The following is an 18,030-nucleotide window of genomic DNA, read 5'->3' on the forward strand; positions in this document are numbered from 1 at the left end:
TCGCAGCCAGTCGAAGGCAAGCTTCGTTTTTGATGGAGACCAATGTCGGTTCCGAGGGCGGCCCGTTTTCAACGAGGAAACCTCCGAGACCGGGTTGCATCCCCGCAGCGATACAAGCCGCCGATTGACGCGGTGCGTCATCAGGCGGCCGGGACCAGTGAACATTTTTCGCGGTCGACGCGACCAAGCTCTGGATCGTTACCTGAGCCTCAGGAATCGCGAAAAACACGGATCGCGGGAAACATGAAACGCCGAAAGCTAGGTATCCTGCTCGCCGGCAGTCTGGTCGCCGCGACGGCGGCGATGGCGATCCCGGTCACGCCGGACCCTGTCCGCGACCGCCCGACGAACACCATCCATATCAACTGGTCCCACACCACGCGGTCCAACGGGTATGTCGACGATACATGGTGGGCCCTCAGGGACCGTTGCGCCCCGGACTACCTTGGCGAGCGCCTGCTCTGCGATGCCATCGGGCTTTTGGCGGGGGCCACCAGCCGAACGTTCGAAGCCAAAATGTCCGACGATGTGGGCCTGCCGCTGGCCGACCGTTGGGGCCTGATGACCGCGAAGAATTCACCCTTCATCCGGTCGGCTCACGTCGAGACGCCGCTCGGTCTCGAGGCCGTGCTCGGCTTCTATCGCATTGCACTCGAAAAGCGCGGCTGGACTGAAAACGACGGTGCGGTCGTCGGGCCTGATAGGGCCGTTGTCACCTTCACGACGTCAGATGGGCCGGCGCTGCTCCGGCTTGTCCGTCAGGACAACACGACGATTGCCGACCTGTCGCTGCGCAAGCTGTTGGCCGCCACGTCCAGCATCCGGCCGGCGCCGGGCCGAGTGACGTTGTTGCTCGGCAACAAGACGGATGAAGCGGCCGACATCACCGTCGATGAGCGAACCATCAGACTGGCGGCTCACGCCGGAGAGAAACTGATCAACTCCGACGCCGCCGCGGACGAATTGCCTGAGAGCCAGAAGATCGATCTGCCGCCGGGCAGGTACAAGGTCACCCTCAAGCTCGAAGGCAGCGCGGCGCAGAAGCGGGAATTCGAGGTCGCGGCCGACGAGACCTGGGGCCTGCTGGTCGGTCCTGAGGGTGCACCGCTGCCGATACGGCTTTATTGAAGGCGCCTCTCTCACCTCGTCATTGCGAGCGCAGCTCTCTCCACCGTCATTGCGAGGAGCCGTTGCGACGAAGCAATCCAGAGTCTTCCCGGAGCGGCAGTCTGGATTGCTTCGCTGCGCTCGCAATGACGGAACGCTGGCGCGACGTCTTCAGCTTGACAATTCCGGACGCCAAACCCGCAATTTTCGCGCGGCGCCGGTGACGTCGGCGATCGTCCGAAATGCCCCCGTCTCCACCATCATCGCGCGCGCCAGCCGCACAGCGCGGGCTTCGCTGATGGCGCGCTTCTTCGAATCCTCGATCAGCTCGAAATCGATGTTGTGGGCGAGGCCGAAGATGCGCCGGGTGATTTTTGCGGCGGCGAAGCCGACCGCATCCGTGAACAGGCGCTGCATGTAGGTTTGGCGCTCGACCTCCAGCCGCGCGGCCCCCTTCTCGCTGGCGAAGAGCGAAACCGGATAGGCGTCGCCGGCGGCGCCCGCGCGCCAGAGGTCGAGGAATTTGCGGGAAAACTCGTTCCAGACCTGCTCGACCGTCTCCAGCACCCAGGCCTCGAACGCAGCCCGCCCGCCCGGCGCTCGCTCGTGGCCGCTCGATGCAAAATAGGCCATCAAGAGGTTGGCGAGCACGGCGCCGACGTCGAACCCCATCGGGCCATAGAACGCGAATTCGGGATCGATCACCCGCGTCTGACTGTCCGTGACCATGATCGATCCGGTGTGGAGGTCGCCGTGCAGCAGCGCCTCGGGGCTTGCCATAAACTTCAGCTTGAGCCGGGAGATCGCGACATGCAGCTCCATGTCATCGCGCAGGCTCGCAGCGAGCGCGTCGAGATACGGCGCGGTCCAGCGGTTTTGTTCGGCGATGCGGTAGGGATCGGTGAAGATCAAATCCTCGGTGATCTTGCAGAGCGCGTGGTTGCCGGCGAAAGCCGCGATGCCCTCCTTCTTCTCGGCCGCGGTCAGCGCGAGATCGGAGGTGAAGAACAGCGTTCGCGCCATGAAGGTTGAGATGTCACCGACGAAGCCGGGATATTGCGTTGCCGCAACCAGCCCCTTGCGCATGATGATGTGGGGCTCGAGCAGCTCCATCACCGTCAGCGCCAGACTCTCGTTGTGATGCAGCAAAGCCGGCACGAGGCCGGGCGCGAGCTGGGCCTGCTTCGACAGCGCCAGATATTCGTGATGGGCCCGCGACAGCGGCAACGGCCAGCTTTCGCCGACGAGGCGGACATAGGGCAGCGCCTGCTTGACGGCGACGCCGCCGCTCGCGCCCTTGACGATGAAGACGAGGTTGAGATTGCCGTCGCCGACTTCGGTGATCGTCCAGCGGGCCGGCTCGCCGCCAAGAACCGCCTTGAGCTCCGGCAAGCCCGCGAGATAATCCCGCAAGGCCGCCTCATGCAGAATCCGGTAGTCCCCCTGCCCCTGCGCCATGACGATCCCATCCCATGCTTGGCACGGCCGGATCGTTACTCCCGCTCCAGGAAGCTCGAGCCGATCTCGGCCTTTCTTTTGATCGGATCGTAATCACAATAAACGAGGTCCGCCACCAGCGTGTAGCTGGCGCTGACGGTGTATTTGTCCGTTTTGACCGAGTTCAGGCCGATCACCGAGGTGCTCTTGCCGCCGTTCCATTTGAACGGCGTCGAGCTCTTGGTCTGCTCGCAGGCCATCACGGCTTCGTTGAAGACATAGCCCTCAACGAATGCCTTCAACGTCCGCACCTGCGCCGCCATCTTCCACTCGACATAGCCGATGGCGCCGAGGCCCGCGACGATCAGCACCAGAAGCGCAATGACGATCCTCTGAAAAGTCATGTGTCCCCCAAAACAATGTCGTCAGCAAAAGTGACTAAAACGGCATTCCCATCATCTTCGACAGGCGCTCGATCGAGAGATAGCCGGCGTGATAGGCGGCGAGGCCCAAGCCATAGATGATCGCCGAGATGATCGTGGTCCAGATCAGCTTGCGGCCCATCCGGGTCAGGATCGGGGCGCCGGGGTCGGTGCCGGGCGCGCCGACGCCGTCCTCGTGCTGGCTGCGCACGCCGAACGGCAGCGTCAGGAACAGCGCGACCCACCAGATGACGAAGTAGATCGCGATCGCGGTCGATATCTGGATGGCCATGGGACGGCCTTATGCCTGCTCGATTTCGACCAGCGCGCCGGAAAAATCCTTCGGGTGCAGGAACAGCACCGGCTTGCCGTGAGCGCCGATCTTCGGCACGCCGTCACCGAGCACCCGCGCGCCCTCCTTCGCCAGCGTGTCGCGCGAGGCGATGATGTCCACGACCTCGTAGCAGACATGGTGGATGCCGCCGTCGGCATTGCGCTCGAGGAACTTTGCGATCGGCGAGGTCTCGCCGAGCGGCTCGATGAACTCGATCTTGGTGTTGGGCAGCGTCGCGAACACGGTGGTGACGCCATGCTCGGGCAGCGGGACGGCCTCGGAAATCTCGGCCCCGAACGCCGCGCCATAGATCTTGGCGGCCTTGACGGCATCCTTGGTCGCGATGGCGACATGGTTGAGCCGGCCCAGCATGGTTCTCTCCCGTTAAACTGTCAGTACGTGTACCAGACAGGGGGGCTTTTTGCCCCAATGTTCGTTGATGACGGCCCGGACAGCGCGCCGCACCGACTCGGCGAGAGCGTCCGCATCGCGGCGGCGCGCCTTCGGCAGTCCCTCGATCGTCGCCATCACGGCATCGAAGACCATGTCGTCGAAAGGCTCGCCTGCCCTGTTCTTCTCGGGGATGCCGACGAGATCGACCGCGGGATCGTCGGCGAGCTCGCCCTGCTCGGTCATGGCGATGGCGACGAAGGCGCAGCCGGAGAAGGCCATGCGGCGCCGCTCGACCACGGCGCGGGACTTGGAATCCTCCAGGATCGTGCCGTCCTTGTAGAGGCGGCCCGACGGCACCTCGCCGACGATGCCGGGATCGCCGGGGCCGAGCTTGACGAGATCGCCGTTGCGGCAGACCAGCACGCGCGGCACGCCGGCAGCGCGCGCCAGCTTGGCGTGCTCGTGCAGATGCAGGGCCTCGCCATGGACGGGGATCAGGAGCTGCGGCCTGGTCCAGGCGATCAGGTCGCGCAATTCGTCGCGACGGGGATGGCCGGAGACGTGGACCAGATGGTCGCGGTCGGTGATGATTTCGACGCCCTGGAGCACCAGATTGTTGACGATCGAGCCGACGGCCTTTTCGTTCCCCGGGATGGTGCGCGAGGAGAAGATGACGCTGTCGCCGCGATTGAGCGTGATCTCGGGGTGGTCGTCATTGGCGATGCGCGCCAGCGCCGCGCGCGGCTCGCCCTGGCTGCCGGTGCAGAGCGCCAGCACCTTGTCCTGCGGCAGGTGGCCGTAGATGTCGGGCGAGCGGAAATTCTGCACGCCGTCGAGATAGCCGGTCTCGCGCGCCACCTGAACCACGCGCTCCATGGCGCGGCCGACCACGACGACCTCACGGTCGGCGGCTCTCGCGGCGGCGGCCACGGCCTTGATGCGCGCGACGTTGGAGGCGAAGGTCGTGACGGCGACGCGGCCCTTGGCTGATTTCACGAGGTCGATGATGGTCCGGGCGACCTCGGCTTCCGAGGGCGAGCGACCGTCGCGCACCGCGTTGGTGGAATCGCCGATCAGAGCGAGCAGGCCCTCCTCGCCCAGCTCGCGCAGCCGCTTCTCGTCGGTGGGACGTCCCAGGGTCGGGGTCGGGTCGATCTTCCAGTCGCCGGTATGCAGCACCGTGCCGGCCGAGGTGTGGATCGCCAGCGCGTGCGCCTCGGGAATCGAATGCGCGACGGGGATGAATTCCACGTTGAACGGGCCGACATCGATACGCCCGCCCGACGGCACCACCGTCACCGGGATCTTCGGCGCGTTGCGCTCGGCGGCGCATTTGGCTTCGAACAGCGCGGCGCTGAACTGCGTCGCATAGATCGGGCATTTCAGCTTCGGCCAGAGATCGATGATGGCGCCGAAATGGTCCTCATGGGCGTGGGTCAGCACCAGGCCCATCAGGTTCTTGCGTTCCTTCTCCAGGAAGCTGATGTCGGGCATGATCAGGTCGATGCCCGGCAGATGCTCCTCGTCGCCGAAGGAAACGCCGAGATCGACCGCGAGCCAGGCGCGCTGCTGGCGGTTGCCGAGGCCGTAGATCGACAGGTTCATGCCGATCTCGCCGACGCCGCCGAGCGGCGCAAATACAAGTTCCTCGGGCTTCGCCATCACGCAGCTCCCACGGAGGCGACCGGGCCGAAGAACACCTCGCCCGCGGCCACGGGCACAAGGCGGCCCTCCGCGGTGCGGACGATCAGGCAGCCAGTGTCGTCGACGGTGTCAAAAATGCCTTCCAGCGTCATCGTTCCCGTGTGGATTGCGACCTTCTCGCCGAGACCGGCGGCGCGCTCCAGCCACAGTTTGCGGATCTCGGCAAAGCCGCGGCCATTGTCCCAGATACCTCGGAACTCGACCCAGGCGTCGGATAGCGCCGAGAACAGCTCCTCCGCACTGATCTGGACGCCGAGCGCAGCCAAGGACACGGCGGGCGTTGGCGTGCCCTCGGGTGCAGCGATGACATTGGTGCCGATGCCCGCCACCACAGCGAGGCGATCCCCGATGGCCTCGGCTTCGAGCGCAATGCCGACCAGCTTCTTGCCGCCGGCGAGCACGTCATTGGGCCATTTCAGGGCGTAACGGGGACGACCCTCGCCGAGGCGCAGCGCCGCCTCGAGGCTGACCTTCTCCAGGGCCGCCTCTTCGGCGAGCCCGGCGGCAAAACCGAGCGTGGCGGCGATGGCAGGGGCGACGTCCATGACTTCGAGGATGCTGGCGGCGAGATTGCCCTTCGGCGCGATCCAGGCGCGCTGACGGCGGCCGCGACCGGCGGTCTGTTCCGATGTGACGAACCACATCGGACCGGGCTCCCCGGCCCTCGCGTGCTCGATCGCCTCGGTATTGGTCGAACCGGTCCGTTCGAACGCCGCGAGCTTGTAGCCCGCGGCCGATGCGCGAGGACCGAGCGCGAAAGCCATCCTAGAACAGCGACTTTGCGGCGGCGGAGGCGACGCTCACCACCGGACCTGCGAACAGCGCAAACAGGATGTTGAACAGGCCCGCGACCGCCAGCACTGTCTTCACTTCAACGCGCACCGGATCGACCTCGCCGGCCGGCTCGTCAAAATACATCGTCTTGACGATGGCGAGGTAGTAGTAGGCGCCGACCACGCTGGTCAGGACGCCGATGACGGCGAGCGTGAACAGGTTCGCCTTGATGGCCGCGACGAAGACGTACCATTTGGCGAAGAAGCCGGCGAGCGGCGGGATGCCGGCCAGCGAGAACAGCAGCATCGCGAACATGAAGGCGAGCAGCGGATTGGTCCGCGACAGACCTGCGAAATCGCTGATCTGCTCGACGGCCTGGCCGTTGCGGCGCATCGCGAGGATGATCGAGAACGAACCCAGCGTCATCGCGACATAGATCACGATATACATCAAGACGCCCTGCGCGCCCTCGACCGTACCCGAGGCAAGGCCGACCAGCGCGAAGCCCATATGGCCGATCGAGGAATAGGCCATCAGGCGCTTGATGTTGCTCTGGCCGATCGCGGCGAACGAACCCAGTGCCATCGAGGCGATCGCCACGAACACCAGGATCTGCTGCCACTGCGAGACGATGCCCGGGAATGCGGTCAGCGTGACGCGGGTGAACACGGCAAGCGCGGCCACCTTCGGCGCCGAAGCGAAGAAGGCGGTGACCGGGGTCGGCGCGCCCTCATACACGTCCGGCGTCCACATGTGGAACGGCACGGCCGAGACCTTGAAGCAGAGGCCGACAAGCAGGAAGACGAGGCCGAACACGAGGCCGACATTCGAGACCGTCGCGGCCGCCGCGATGCCGGTGAAGCTGACGGTACCGGTGAAGCCGTAAATGAGCGAGGCGCCGTACAGCAGCATGCCCGAGGACAGCGCGCCCAGCACGAAGTACTTCAAACCGGCTTCGGTCGACTTGGCGTTGTCGCGGTTCGAGGCCGCCACGACGTAGAGCGCCAGCGACATCAATTCGAGGCCGAGATAGAGCGAGATCAGGTCGCCGGCCGAGATCAGCACCATCATGCCGAGGGTCGAGAGCAGCACCAGGATGGCGTACTCGAAGATGCGGCGCGAGGGGTCGGACAGGAACTCGGTCGACAGCACCAGCGTCACCGCCGAGCCGATCAGGGCGAGGATCTTCATGAAGCGAGCGAAGTCGTCGACGATGAAGCTGCCGCCGAAGGTCACATGCTTGCCCGCGGGCAGCATGTATTCGAGCACGCCGACCACGACCAGGAGCACGACCGCCAGCGAGGTGACGGTCTTGGTCGTCTCCTGCCCGCGATAGGCGCCGAGCATCAGGAGCGCCATGGCGCCGATCGCGAGCACGATCTCGGGCAGCACCGGCGCCAGTTGATAACCTGCAGTCTCAAAGCTCATGGCGATATCCTGACCTGCTCGATCACTGGAGCAGTGCGGCGGCCTTCACGGCCGTCACAGCGGTGTTGTAATTGTTGACGAGTTGCTGGACCGAGGCGGCCGACATGTCGAGCACCGGCTTCGGATAGACGCCGAACAGGATCGTCAGCGCGATCATCGGGAACAGCGTCAAGCACTCCCGGAAGGTGAGATCCTTCATGCTCGCCAGCGAGGGCTTGACCAGCGCCCCGAACACGACCTTGCGGTAGAGCCACAGCGCGTAGCACGCCGACAGGATGACGCCGAAGCTGGCGAAGAACGCGGTCGGGATCGAGACCTTGAAGGTGCCGAGCAGCGTCATGAACTCGCCGACGAAACCGCTCGTGCCGGGCAGACCGACATTGGCCATGGTGAAGACCATGAAGGTCAGCGCGTAGAGCGGCATCCGGTTGACGAGGCCGCCATAGGCCGCGATCTCGCGGGTGTGCAGGCGGTCGTAGACGACGCCGACGCAGAGGAACAGCGCGCCGGAGACGATGCCGTGCGAGATCATCTGGAACACGCCGCCGGCAACGCCCTGCATGGTGCCGGCGAAGATGCCCATGGTGACGAAGCCCATATGCGCGACCGAGGAGTACGCGATCAGCTTCTTCATGTCCTCCTGCATCAGCGCCACCAGCGAGGTGTAGATGATGGCGATGGCCGAGAGCGTGAAGATCAGCGGCGCAAAATCATGCGAGGCCAGCGGGAACATCGGCAGCGAGAAGCGCAGGAAGCCGTAGCCGCCCATCTTCAGCAGGATCGCGGCCAGGACCACCGAGCCCGCGGTCGGCGCCTCGACGTGCGCGTCGGGAAGCCAGGTGTGCACCGGCCACATCGGCATCTTCACCGCAAACGAAGCGAAGAAGGCGAGCCAGGCCCAGGTCTGCAAGGACCGCGGCACGGCGGTGTGCATCAGGGTCGGGATGTCGGTGGTGCCGCCGTTCCAGTACAGCGCCATGATGGCGAGCAGCATCAGGACCGAGCCGAGCAGCGTGTAGAGGAAGAACTTGAAGGATGCATAGACCCGGCGCGGGCCGCCCCAGACGCCGATGATCAGGAACATCGGGATCAGGCCACCCTCGAAGAACAGATAGAACAGCACGAGATCGAGCGCCGAGAAAGTGCCGATCATCAGCGTTTCCAGGATCAGGAACGCCATCATGTATTCGCGGACGCGGTTGGTGATCGCCTTCCAGCTCGCGATGATGCAGAACGGCATCACGGCGGTGGTGAGGATCACGAGCGGCAGAGAGATGCCGTCGACGCCCATATGGTAGGTGATGCCGGTGGCAAGCCAATTCGCCTTCTCGACGAACTGGAAGTCGGGGTTCGACGGGTCGAAGCGCATGACCAGAATCACCGACACCGCGAAGGTGATCAGCGTGGTCCAGAGCGCGATCCAGCGCGAATTGCGCTTGGCCGCCTCGTCATCGCCGCGGCTGAGATAGACGATCAGCGCGCCGACCAGCGGCAGAAACGTCGTGACCGAAAGAATGGGCCAGGTTGTCATTTACTGGCCTCCAAAGCCGAACATGAACCAGGTGATCAGGCCGGCGGCGCCGATCAGCATGGCAAACGCGTAGTGATAGAGATAGCCGGTCTGGATCTTCACGACGTTGCGGGTGACGTCCAGCACGCGGGCCGAGACGCCGTCGGGGCCGAGGCCGTCGATGATGAAGCCGTCGCCCTTCTTCCAGAGCTGGTAGCCGATCCACTTCGCCGGACGGACGAAGATGACGTCGTAGAGCTCGTCGAAGTACCATTTGTTGAGCAGGAACTGGTACAGCCCCGGCTGTTCTTTGGCGAGCTGGACCGGGATGTAAGGCCGCTGGATATAGAACAGGTACGAGATCAGGAAGCCCAGCACCATCATCACCGTCGGCAGGAAAGCGATGGTCGCGGGGATGTGGTGCATCTCCTCGATGATGTGCGGGTTCATCTTCACGGACTCGCGGAAGAACTCCTCGATACCGTGACCGGCGAACAATTCCTTGAACGGGAAACCGGCCAGGATCGAGCCGACCGCCAGCACGCCGATCGGGATCAGCATCCAGATCGGAGCTTCATGCGCGGCCTCGTAGTGATGCTCGTCATGCGGCTCGCCGTGGAAGGTCTTGAAGATCAGGCGCCAGGAATAGAACGAGGTCAAGCCGGCGGCGACGACCGTCATCAGGAAGCCGTACACCCCGAACGGATTGTGCGAGGCGTAGGCGGACTCGATGATCGCGTCCTTGGAGAAGTAACCGGCGGTGAGCGGGAAGCCGGTCAGCGCCAGCGTGCCGACCACCATCACCGCATAGGTGTAGGGGATCTTCTTCCAGAGGCCGCCCATGTTGCGGATGTCCTGCTCATGGTGCATCGCGTAGATCACCGAGCCGGAGCCCAAGAACAGCAGCGCCTTGAAGAAGGCGTGCGTGAACAGATGGAACATGCCGACCGAGTAGGCCCCTGCTCCCATCGCCACGAACATGTAGCCGAGCTGCGAACAGGTCGAATAGGCGACGATGCGCTTGATGTCGTTCTGGACGAGGCCGATGGTCGCGGCGAAGAACGCCGTGGTGGCGCCGAAGAACATCACGACGGCCTGCGCGTTCGGGGCGAGCTCGAATAGCGGCGACAGGCGCGCCACCATGAACACGCCGGCGGTGACCATGGTCGCGGCGTGGATCAGCGCGGAGACCGGGGTCGGGCCCTCCATCGCGTCCGGCAACCAGGTGTGCAGCAGGAACTGCGCCGACTTGCCCATCGCGCCCATGAACAGGAGGAGACAGGTCAGGGTCAGCGCGTCCGCGTGCCAGCCGAGGAAGTTGATGGTCTTGCCGGTAAGGCCAGGCGCGGCGTGGAAAATCGTCTCGAGATCGGTCGAGCCGGCCAGCATGAAGACCGCGAAGATGCCGAGGGCAAAACCAAAGTCGCCGACGCGGTTGACGACGAAGGCCTTGATCGCCGCGGCGTTCGCCGACGGCTTCTGGTACCAGAAGCCGATCAGCAGATAGCTCGCCAGACCCACGCCTTCCCAGCCGAAGAACAGCTGCACCAAGTTGTCCGCCGTCACCAGCATCAGCATGGCGAAGGTGAACAGGCTGAGATAGCCGAAGAAGCGCGGCCGGTTCGGATCCTCGTCCATGTAGCCGATGGAATAGAGGTGCACGAGCGAGGACACGGTGGTCACCACCACCAGCATCACGGCCGTGAGCGTGTCGACCCGCAGCGTCCACCAGACCTGGAGGTCGCCGGAGAAGATCCAGGGCAGCAGCTGGATCCTGTAGTCGTGGTGCATGAAGCCGACATCGACCAGCGTCATCCAGGACAGCGCCGCCGAGACGAACAGCAAAGCCGTCGTGATCAGCTCGGCGCCGCGCGAGCCAGCCGCCGCCGGCTCGGCCGGGCCATGACCGTGATCATCGTGCCCGTCGCCGGGCTCATGATGCGTCTCGTGGATGACGGAGGCATCCTCGTTGATCGTATCGGACGCATGCGCATGCGCACCGTGACCATGGTCGCCGTGATGCTCGAGCTCGTCGCCTGAGGGATTGCGGGCATGCGCGCCGAACAGCGCGATGAAGCCGGCCAGAATGGCGCCCAGCAGAGGCAGAAAGACAATTGCCTGAACCATGACTGAGCTCAGCCCTTCATCAGATTGACGTCCTCAACCGCGATCGAGCCGCGGTTGCGGAAATAGACCACCAGGATGGCGAGACCGATCGCGGCTTCAGCGGCTGCGACGGTGAGCACCAAAAGCGCGAAGACCTGGCCGACGATGTCGCCGAGGAAGGTCGAGAACGCGACGAGGTTGATGTTGACCGAGAGCAGGATCAGCTCGATCGACATCAGGATGACGATGATGTTCTTGCGGTTCAGGAAGATGCCGAGAATGCCGAGCGTGAACAGGATCGCGCCGACCGCCAGATAATGTCCGAGCCCGATCGTCATTTCACCCACTCCGCCGCATCGGCATCCGAGAGCCCCTGCCCCGGAGCCACCTTGCGCATCGCCATCGCCATATCGGGCGTGCGCGCGTTCTGAACGTTGATGTCCTGCCGCTTCACGCTCGCCTTGTGGCGCAGCGTCAGCACGATGGCGCCGATCATGGCGACCAGCAGCACCATGCCCGAGAGCTGGAAGTAGTGGATGTACTTCGTGTAGAGCACGAGACCCAGCGCCTCGGTGTTCGAGACGTTGGCCGGGATCGCCGCCGTGATCGTCTTGGCGACGCCGGGGTTGATGACCCAGAAACCGACGGTGAGCAGCAGCTCGAACATGAAGATGCCGCCGATCACCAGGCCGACCGGCAGGTACTCGATGAAGCCCTCGCGCAGCTCGAGGAAATCGACGTCGAGCATCATGATCACGAACAGGAATAGCACCGCGACGGCGCCGACATAGACGACGATCAGGATCATCGCCAGGAATTCGGCGCCCATCAGCACGAACAGGCCGGAGGCGTTGACGAAGGCCAGGATCAGGTACAGCACGGAGTGCACGGGATTGCGCGAGACAATCACCATCACGGCCGAGGCGACGCAGACGCCGGCGAAGAGATAGAAGAACAGCGCGGGAAGGATCATGCCCTCACCTCACCGGTACGGCGCATCGAGCTCGATCGCTTTCGCGATCTCGCGTTCCCAGCGGTCGCCGTTGGCGAGCAGCTTGGCCTTGTCATAGAACAGTTCCTCGCGGGTCTCGGTCGCGAACTCGAAGTTCGGACCTTCGACGATGGCGTCGACCGGACAGGCCTCTTGGCAGAGGCCGCAATAGATGCACTTCACCATGTCGATGTCGTAGCGCACGGTGCGGCGGGTGCCGTCGTTGCGGCGCGGGCCGGCCTCGATGGTGATGGCCTGCGCCGGACAGATCGCTTCGCACAGCTTGCAGGCGATGCAGCGTTCTTCGCCGTTCGGATAGCGACGCAGCGCGTGCTCGCCGCGGAAGCGCGGCGAGATCGGGCCCTTCTCGAACGGATAGTTCAGCGTCGGCTTCGGCTGGAAGAAATAGCGCATGGCGAGGAAGAACGCCGAGACGAATTCCGACAGCAGAAGCGAGCGTGCAGTGGCGTTGACGTTGATACCCATGACGGCCCTCACTTCGGCGCGATGCCGGCGAAATGCAGCACGCCGGCCACCACGATCACCATCGCCAGCGACAGCGGCAGGAACACCTTCCAGCCGAGGCGCATCAGTTGATCGTAGCGGTAGCGCGGCACGATCGCCTTTGCCATCGCGAACAGGAAGAACATGAAGAAGACTTTGAGCGAGAACCAGATGATCCCCGGCACCCAGTTGAAGGGCGGCAGGTCGACCGGCGGCAGCCAGCCTCCGAGGAACAGGATCGTGGCCATCGCGCACATCGTGACGATCGCGACGTACTCGCCCAGCATGAACAGCAGATACGGCGTCGAGCCGTACTCGACCATGAAGCCGGCGACGAGCTCGGATTCCGCTTCGACGAGGTCGAAGGGCGGACGGTTGGTCTCGGCCAGCGCCGAGACGTAGAACACCACGAACATCGGGAACAGCGGCCAGACGTACCAGTTCAGGATGGTGAGCTGCGGCAGCCCGATCAGGCTGGCAAGACCGCGGACATGCTGGGCCTCGACCACGGCCGACAGGTTCAGCGTGCCGGCGCAGAGCAGCACCGTGATGATGACGAAGCCGATCGAGACCTCGTAGGACACCATCTGCGCCGCGGAGCGCAGCGCGGCCAGGAACGGATACTTCGAGTTCGACGACCAGCCGGCCATGATGATGCCGTAGATCGACAGCGACGAGATCGCGAAGATGAAGAGGATGCCGACATTGATGTCGGAGATCACCCAGCCGAGATTGGTCGGGATCACCGCCCAGGCGGCAAGTGCGAGCACGCACGACACCAGCGGCGCCAGCAGGAACACGCCCTTGTTGGCGCCGGCCGGGATGATCGGCTCCTTCAGCACGAACTTGAGCAGGTCGGCGAAGGATTGCAGCAGGCCCCAGGGGCCGACCACGTTCGGGCCGCGCCGGATCTGCACCGCCGCCCAGATCTTGCGGTCGGCGAGCAGGATGTAGGCGATCGCGACCAGAAGGACGACGAGCACGAGGACGCTCTGCGCGACCATGATGATCAGCGGCCAGAGGAATCCGGTCCAGAATGCGCTTTCGAAAAATTCCATCAGATCACGCTCACTCCGCTGCGGTCAGCATATGCCCGGAGGCGAGGCGCGAGCATTCCGCCATCACGGCGGAGGCACGCGCGATTGGGTTGGTCAGGTAGAAGTCCTCGACCAGCGGCTTGAACGGCGCCTTCTCCGGCGTGCCGCCCTTCCCCGCCAGCTTCTTGATCTGGTCGGCCGAACCGGCCTCGATCTGGTCGAGACGGATCAGATGCGGCACGGCCTTGAAGATCGCCTGGCGCAGGGCGGCAAGCGAGTCATAGCCGAGCTTCTTGCCGAGCGCCTCCGACAGTGCGCGGACGATCGCCCAGTCCTCGCGGGCCTCGCCCGGCGGGAACGCGGCGCGGCCTGCCATCTGCACGCGGCCTTCGGTGTTGACGTAGATCGCGGACTTCTCGGTGTAGGCCGCCGCAGGCAGGATCACGTCGGCGCGGTGTGCACCGCGGTCGCCATGGGTGCCGATATAGACGACGTAGGTGCCGTCCGGCGCGTTGATCTCGTCGGCGCCAAGCAGGAACAGCAAGTCCAGCGTGCCGAACGTCGTCATCTGCGCAGCGTTCAGCCCGCCACCGGTTGCGGAGAAGCCGATATCGAGCGCACCGACGCGCGAGGCGGTCTCGTGCAGCACGCCAAAGCCGTTCCAGCCATCCTTGAGCGCGCCGACATCGAGCGCGAGCTTGGCAGCGGCCGCGAGAATGGCGGCGCCGTCGTGGCGCGAGGCCGCGCCCCCGCCGACCAGGATGATGGGTTTCTTGGCGTTCTTCAGCACGTCCATGAAGGAGTGCCTGCCCGCCGCGAGCTCACTGAGCGTCTCGGTGCCCGCGCCGAGGTGATCGTAATCGTAGGTCAGATCGGCTTTAGCACCGATCACGCCGACCTTGAAGCCGCCGGCGCGCCAGCGCTTGCGGATGCGGGCGTTGAACACGGCCGCCTCTTTCCGCGGATTCGCGCCGATGATGAGCAGTGCATCCGCCTGCTCCACGCCTGCCAGCGTCGGGTTGAAGATGTAGGAGCCGCGGCCGAGCGCGGGGTCGAAGGCGTCGCCGCCCTGCACCGCCAGATTGCCCGAGCCGTATTTGGCCAGGAGATCCTTCAGCGCGAACATCTCCTCGACGCCGGCGAGGTCGCCGGCGATCGCGCCGATGCGCTTGCCGTCGCTGCGCGCCGCCTTGGCCGCGATCGCAGCGAAGGCCTCGGTCCAGCTCGCCGCGCGCAGCTTGCCGGCCTCGCGGATATAGGGCCGATCGAGACGCTGGGTGCGCAGGCCGTCGACGACGTGGCGGGTCTTGTCGGAGATCCACTCCTCGTTCACCGCCTCGTTGATGCGCGGCAGCACGCGCATCACCTCGCGGCCGCGGGTGTCGACGCGGATCGCAGACCCAATGCCGTCCATGACGTCGATCGACTGGGTCTTGCCGAGCTCCCACGGGCGCGCCGCGAAGGCATAAGGCTTCGAGGTCAACGCGCCGACCGGGCAGATGTCGACGAGATTGCCCTGCAATTCCGACGTCAGCGCGTGCTCGAGATAGGTCGTGATCTCCATGTCCTCGCCGCGACCGGTCGCGCCCATTTCGGGAGCGCCGGCGACTTCCGCCGAAAAGCGGACGCAGCGCGTGCACTGGATGCAGCGGTTCATCGAGGTCTTGACCAGCGCGCCGAGATATTTGTCCTCGACCGCGCGCTTGTTCTCGGCGAAGCGGCTGGTGTCGACACCGTAGCCCATCGCCTGGTCCTGCAGGTCACACTCGCCGCCCTGATCGCAGATCGGGCAGTCCAAGGGATGGTTGATGAGAAGGAATTCCATCACGCCTTCGCGCGCCTTCTTCACCATCGGCGATCGCGTGGAGATTTCCGGCGGCTCGCCCTTGGGACCCGGACGGCAGTCGCGCACGCCCCAGGCGCAGCTTGCGACCGGCTTCGGGCCGCCCTTCACCTCGACGAGGCACATCCGGCAATTGCCGGCGATCGACAGCCGCTCGTGATAGCAGAAGCGCGGAATCTGGGCGCCGGCCGCTTCGCACGCCTGCAGCAGCGTGAACTCGGCGGGGACATCGATCTCTTTGCCGTCGATGATGAGCTTGGTCATTCTTCTTACTCCGCCGCGACCATGTTCATGGGATCGCGGACGCCGATATCGTCAATGTCAGCCCTGTGCGAATACTGGTCGATGCGCGCTTCGATCTCGTGACGGAAATGCGCGATCAGGCCCTGGATCGGCCAAGCGGCTGCGTCGCCGAGCGCGCAGATGGTGTGGCCTTCGACCTGTTTCGTCACCTCGAGCAACATGTCGATTTCGCGCTTGTGGGCGCGGCCTTCGGCCATGCGGGTGAGCACGCGCCACATCCACCCCGTGCCCTCGCGGCACGGCGTGCACTGGCCGCAGCTCTCATGCTTGTAGAAATAGGAGATGCGGGCGATCGCGCGGATCAAATCGGTCGACTTGTCCATCACGATCACGGCCGCGGTGCCGAGGCCCGAGCGCAGCTTGCTCAAGGAGTCGAAATCCATCGGCGTGTCGATAATCTGCTCGGCCGGCACCATGCGCACCGACGAGCCGCCGGGGATCACGGCCTTGAGGTTGTCCCAGCCGCCGCGAACGCCGCCGCAATGCTTGTCGATCAGCTCACGGAACGGAATGCCCATGGCCTCTTCGACGTTGCAGGGCCGCTCGACGTGACCGGAGATGCAGAACAGCTTGGTACCGACATTGTTCGGACGGCCGATGCCGGCGAACCAGGCCGCGCCACGGCGCAGGATGTCCGGCGCAACCGCGATGGACTCGACGTTGTTGACGGTGGTCGGGCAGCCGAACAGGCCGACATTGGCCGGGAACGGCGGCTTCAGCCGCGGCTGGCCCTTCTTGCCTTCGAGGCTTTCGAGCAGCGCGGTTTCCTCGCCGCAGATGTAAGCGCCGGCGCCATGGGCGACGTAGATATCGAACGGCCAGCCGTGGACGTTGTCCTTGCCGACCAGTTTGGCCTCATAGGCCTGGTCGATCGCGGCCTGGAGATGCTCGCGCTCGCGAATGAACTCGCCGCGGACATAGATGTAACAGGCATGCGCGTTCATCGCGCAGCTCGCGATCAGGCAGCCCTCGATCAAGAGATGCGGATCGTGCCGCATAATCTCGCGATCCTTGCAGGTGCCGGGCTCGGATTCGTCGGCGTTGACGACGAGATAGCTCGGCCGGCCGTCGGTCGATTCCTTCGGCATGAAGGACCACTTGAGACCGGTCGGGAAGCCGGCGCCGCCGCGGCCGCGCAGGCCCGAGGCCTTCATCTCGTTGATGATCCAGTCGCGGCCCTTGTCGATGATGTTCTTGGTACCATCCCAGGCGCCGCGGCGCCGCGCACCCTCGAGCCCCCAATCGTGGAGGCCGTAGAGGTTCTTGAAGATGCGGTCCTTGTCCTCGAGCATATCAGTGCTTTCCGATCAACTATTGGACTGCTTGTAGGCAAGTCCGGCGGCGCAGATGCCAAAGGTCAGCGCCCAGAGCAGACTGGATTCCAGCGACGCGTTCAGGCTGAAACGCTGCAGCAGGAAAATGAAGGCGGCCGCAACAGCGGCATGCATCGCGATGAAGCCCCACTTCTTCATGGCACCGCTCCCCTGCATGGCCTGCGACGAGAGATCACGCATCAGGTGATCTCCTTCAGTGTGGTCGGTCCGCCCGTCGGCGCCGAGAACTGGCGGCCGTTCTGCGGACCGGGTTTCGGCGGATTGCCGGAGGCGAAGCCGTCCAGCACCTTGCCAAAACTCTCCTTGGTCAGGTCCTCATAGGTGTCCTTGCCGATCAGCACCATCGGCGCGTTCACGCAGGCACCCAGGCACTCCACCTCTTCCCAGCTGAAATTGCCGTCCTTGGACAGATGGAACGGCTCGTGATGGATGCGGTGCTCGCAGACGTGGATCAGATCCTCGGCACCGCGCAGCCGGCACGGCGTGGTGCCGCAGACCTGGACGTGGGCCTTCTTGCCGACCGGCGCGAGCTGGAACATCGTGTAGAAGGTCGCCACTTCCAGCACGCGGATATAGGGCATGTCGAGCAGGTCGGCGACCGCGCGGATCGCGGCTTCCGAGACCCAGCCCTCATGCTGCTCCTGGACGCGCCAGAGGATCGCGATGACCGCGGAGGCCTGACGTCCCGCCGGATATTTCGCGATCTGTTGCTTGGCGAACGCGAGGTTCTCCTCCGTGAACGCGAAGCTCGCGGGCTGTACTTCCTTCGGTGCTAATCGGCGAACGGACATCTCTTCAATCTC

The 18,030-nt window shown here is 64.6% G+C and carries 18 protein-coding genes; 1 reads left to right on the forward strand and 17 read right to left on the reverse strand.

Translation table 11 applies throughout. The annotated features are described in order from the left end of the window. Positions 1-243: 243 nt before the first annotated feature. On the forward strand, positions 244-1,128 hold the full coding sequence (locus IVA81_RS21745) for a hypothetical protein (protein ID WP_247321716.1): 885 nt from the start codon (positions 244-246) through the stop codon (positions 1,126-1,128). A gap of 150 nt (positions 1,129-1,278) precedes the next feature. Here IVA81_RS21745 and mtnK read toward each other — a convergent pair whose 3' ends face one another. Genes mtnK through nuoE form a run of 17 tightly spaced genes read right to left on the reverse strand, consistent with a single transcriptional unit; the run spans position 1,279 to position 18,018 of the window. Continuing rightward, a complete protein-coding gene (mtnK, locus tag IVA81_RS21750; RefSeq protein ID WP_247321717.1) occupies positions 1,279-2,565 on the reverse strand; it encodes an S-methyl-5-thioribose kinase in 1,287 nt (428 codons plus the stop codon). A gap of 35 nt (positions 2,566-2,600) precedes the next feature. Continuing rightward, entirely contained in the window at positions 2,601-2,948 is a 348-nt protein-coding gene (locus IVA81_RS21755) for a hypothetical protein (RefSeq protein ID WP_247321718.1), read from the reverse strand. Positions 2,949-2,982: 34 nt separating this feature from the next. Beyond that, complete coding sequence (locus IVA81_RS21760) at positions 2,983-3,258, reverse strand: DUF1467 family protein (RefSeq protein WP_247321719.1); 276 nt, start codon at positions 3,256-3,258, stop codon at positions 2,983-2,985. Between the two features lie 9 nt (positions 3,259-3,267). Further along, positions 3,268-3,672: a methylmalonyl-CoA epimerase gene (gene mce / locus IVA81_RS21765; RefSeq protein WP_247321720.1), complete on the reverse strand. Its 405-nt coding sequence runs from the start codon at positions 3,670-3,672 to the stop codon at positions 3,268-3,270. Positions 3,673-3,684: 12 nt separating this feature from the next. Continuing rightward, complete coding sequence (locus tag IVA81_RS21770; protein WP_247321721.1) at positions 3,685-5,355, reverse strand: ribonuclease J; 1,671 nt, start codon at positions 5,353-5,355, stop codon at positions 3,685-3,687. Next, a complete protein-coding gene (locus tag IVA81_RS21775; RefSeq protein WP_247321723.1) occupies positions 5,355-6,161 on the reverse strand; it encodes a biotin--[acetyl-CoA-carboxylase] ligase in 807 nt (268 codons plus the stop codon). Before IVA81_RS21775 ends, IVA81_RS21770 begins: the two co-directional genes overlap by 1 nt. A 1-nt stretch (position 6,162) precedes the next feature. Continuing rightward, positions 6,163-7,599, reverse strand: coding sequence for an NADH-quinone oxidoreductase subunit NuoN (gene nuoN, locus IVA81_RS21780; RefSeq protein WP_247321725.1), 1,437 nt, complete (start codon positions 7,597-7,599; stop codon positions 6,163-6,165). A gap of 22 nt (positions 7,600-7,621) precedes the next feature. Beyond that, positions 7,622-9,130, reverse strand: a complete 1,509-nt coding sequence (locus IVA81_RS21785; RefSeq protein ID WP_247321735.1) for an NADH-quinone oxidoreductase subunit M — start codon at positions 9,128-9,130, stop codon at positions 7,622-7,624. Further along, positions 9,131-11,236 carry an NADH-quinone oxidoreductase subunit L gene (gene nuoL, locus IVA81_RS21790; RefSeq protein WP_247321737.1) on the reverse strand — a complete coding sequence of 702 codons (2,106 nt, stop codon included), beginning with the start codon at positions 11,234-11,236 and terminating at the stop codon, positions 9,131-9,133. It lies immediately after the preceding gene. 8 nt (positions 11,237-11,244) lie between these two features. Continuing rightward, positions 11,245-11,553: an NADH-quinone oxidoreductase subunit NuoK gene (nuoK, locus tag IVA81_RS21795; RefSeq protein WP_008547737.1), complete on the reverse strand. Its 309-nt coding sequence runs from the start codon at positions 11,551-11,553 to the stop codon at positions 11,245-11,247. Then, on the reverse strand, positions 11,550-12,188 hold the full coding sequence (locus IVA81_RS21800; protein ID WP_247321745.1) for an NADH-quinone oxidoreductase subunit J: 639 nt from the start codon (positions 12,186-12,188) through the stop codon (positions 11,550-11,552). Before IVA81_RS21800 ends, nuoK begins: the two co-directional genes overlap by 4 nt. Before the next feature lie 9 nt (positions 12,189-12,197). Next, a complete protein-coding gene (gene nuoI / locus IVA81_RS21805; RefSeq protein WP_028149056.1) occupies positions 12,198-12,686 on the reverse strand; it encodes an NADH-quinone oxidoreductase subunit NuoI in 489 nt (162 codons plus the stop codon). A 14-nt stretch (positions 12,687-12,700) separates the two neighbouring features. Beyond that, complete coding sequence (nuoH, locus tag IVA81_RS21810) at positions 12,701-13,768, reverse strand: NADH-quinone oxidoreductase subunit NuoH (protein ID WP_018320148.1); 1,068 nt, start codon at positions 13,766-13,768, stop codon at positions 12,701-12,703. A 10-nt stretch (positions 13,769-13,778) separates the two neighbouring features. After that, complete coding sequence (gene nuoG / locus IVA81_RS21815; protein ID WP_247321746.1) at positions 13,779-15,854, reverse strand: NADH-quinone oxidoreductase subunit NuoG; 2,076 nt, start codon at positions 15,852-15,854, stop codon at positions 13,779-13,781. Positions 15,855-15,859: 5 nt separating this feature from the next. Next, entirely contained in the window at positions 15,860-17,185 is a 1,326-nt protein-coding gene (gene nuoF, locus IVA81_RS21820) for an NADH-quinone oxidoreductase subunit NuoF (RefSeq protein ID WP_247321747.1), read from the reverse strand. Between the two features lie 15 nt (positions 17,186-17,200). Then, positions 17,201-17,407, reverse strand: coding sequence for a hypothetical protein (locus tag IVA81_RS21825; RefSeq protein ID WP_246929283.1), 207 nt, complete (start codon positions 17,405-17,407; stop codon positions 17,201-17,203). Further along, complete coding sequence (gene nuoE, locus IVA81_RS21830) at positions 17,407-18,018, reverse strand: NADH-quinone oxidoreductase subunit NuoE (protein ID WP_007603551.1); 612 nt, start codon at positions 18,016-18,018, stop codon at positions 17,407-17,409. Before nuoE ends, IVA81_RS21825 begins: the two co-directional genes overlap by 1 nt. Positions 18,019-18,030 lie beyond the last annotated feature (12 nt).

This window comes from Bradyrhizobium sp. 141, from assembly GCF_023074055.1.
Classification (GTDB): Bacteria; Pseudomonadota; Alphaproteobacteria; order Rhizobiales; family Xanthobacteraceae; genus Bradyrhizobium.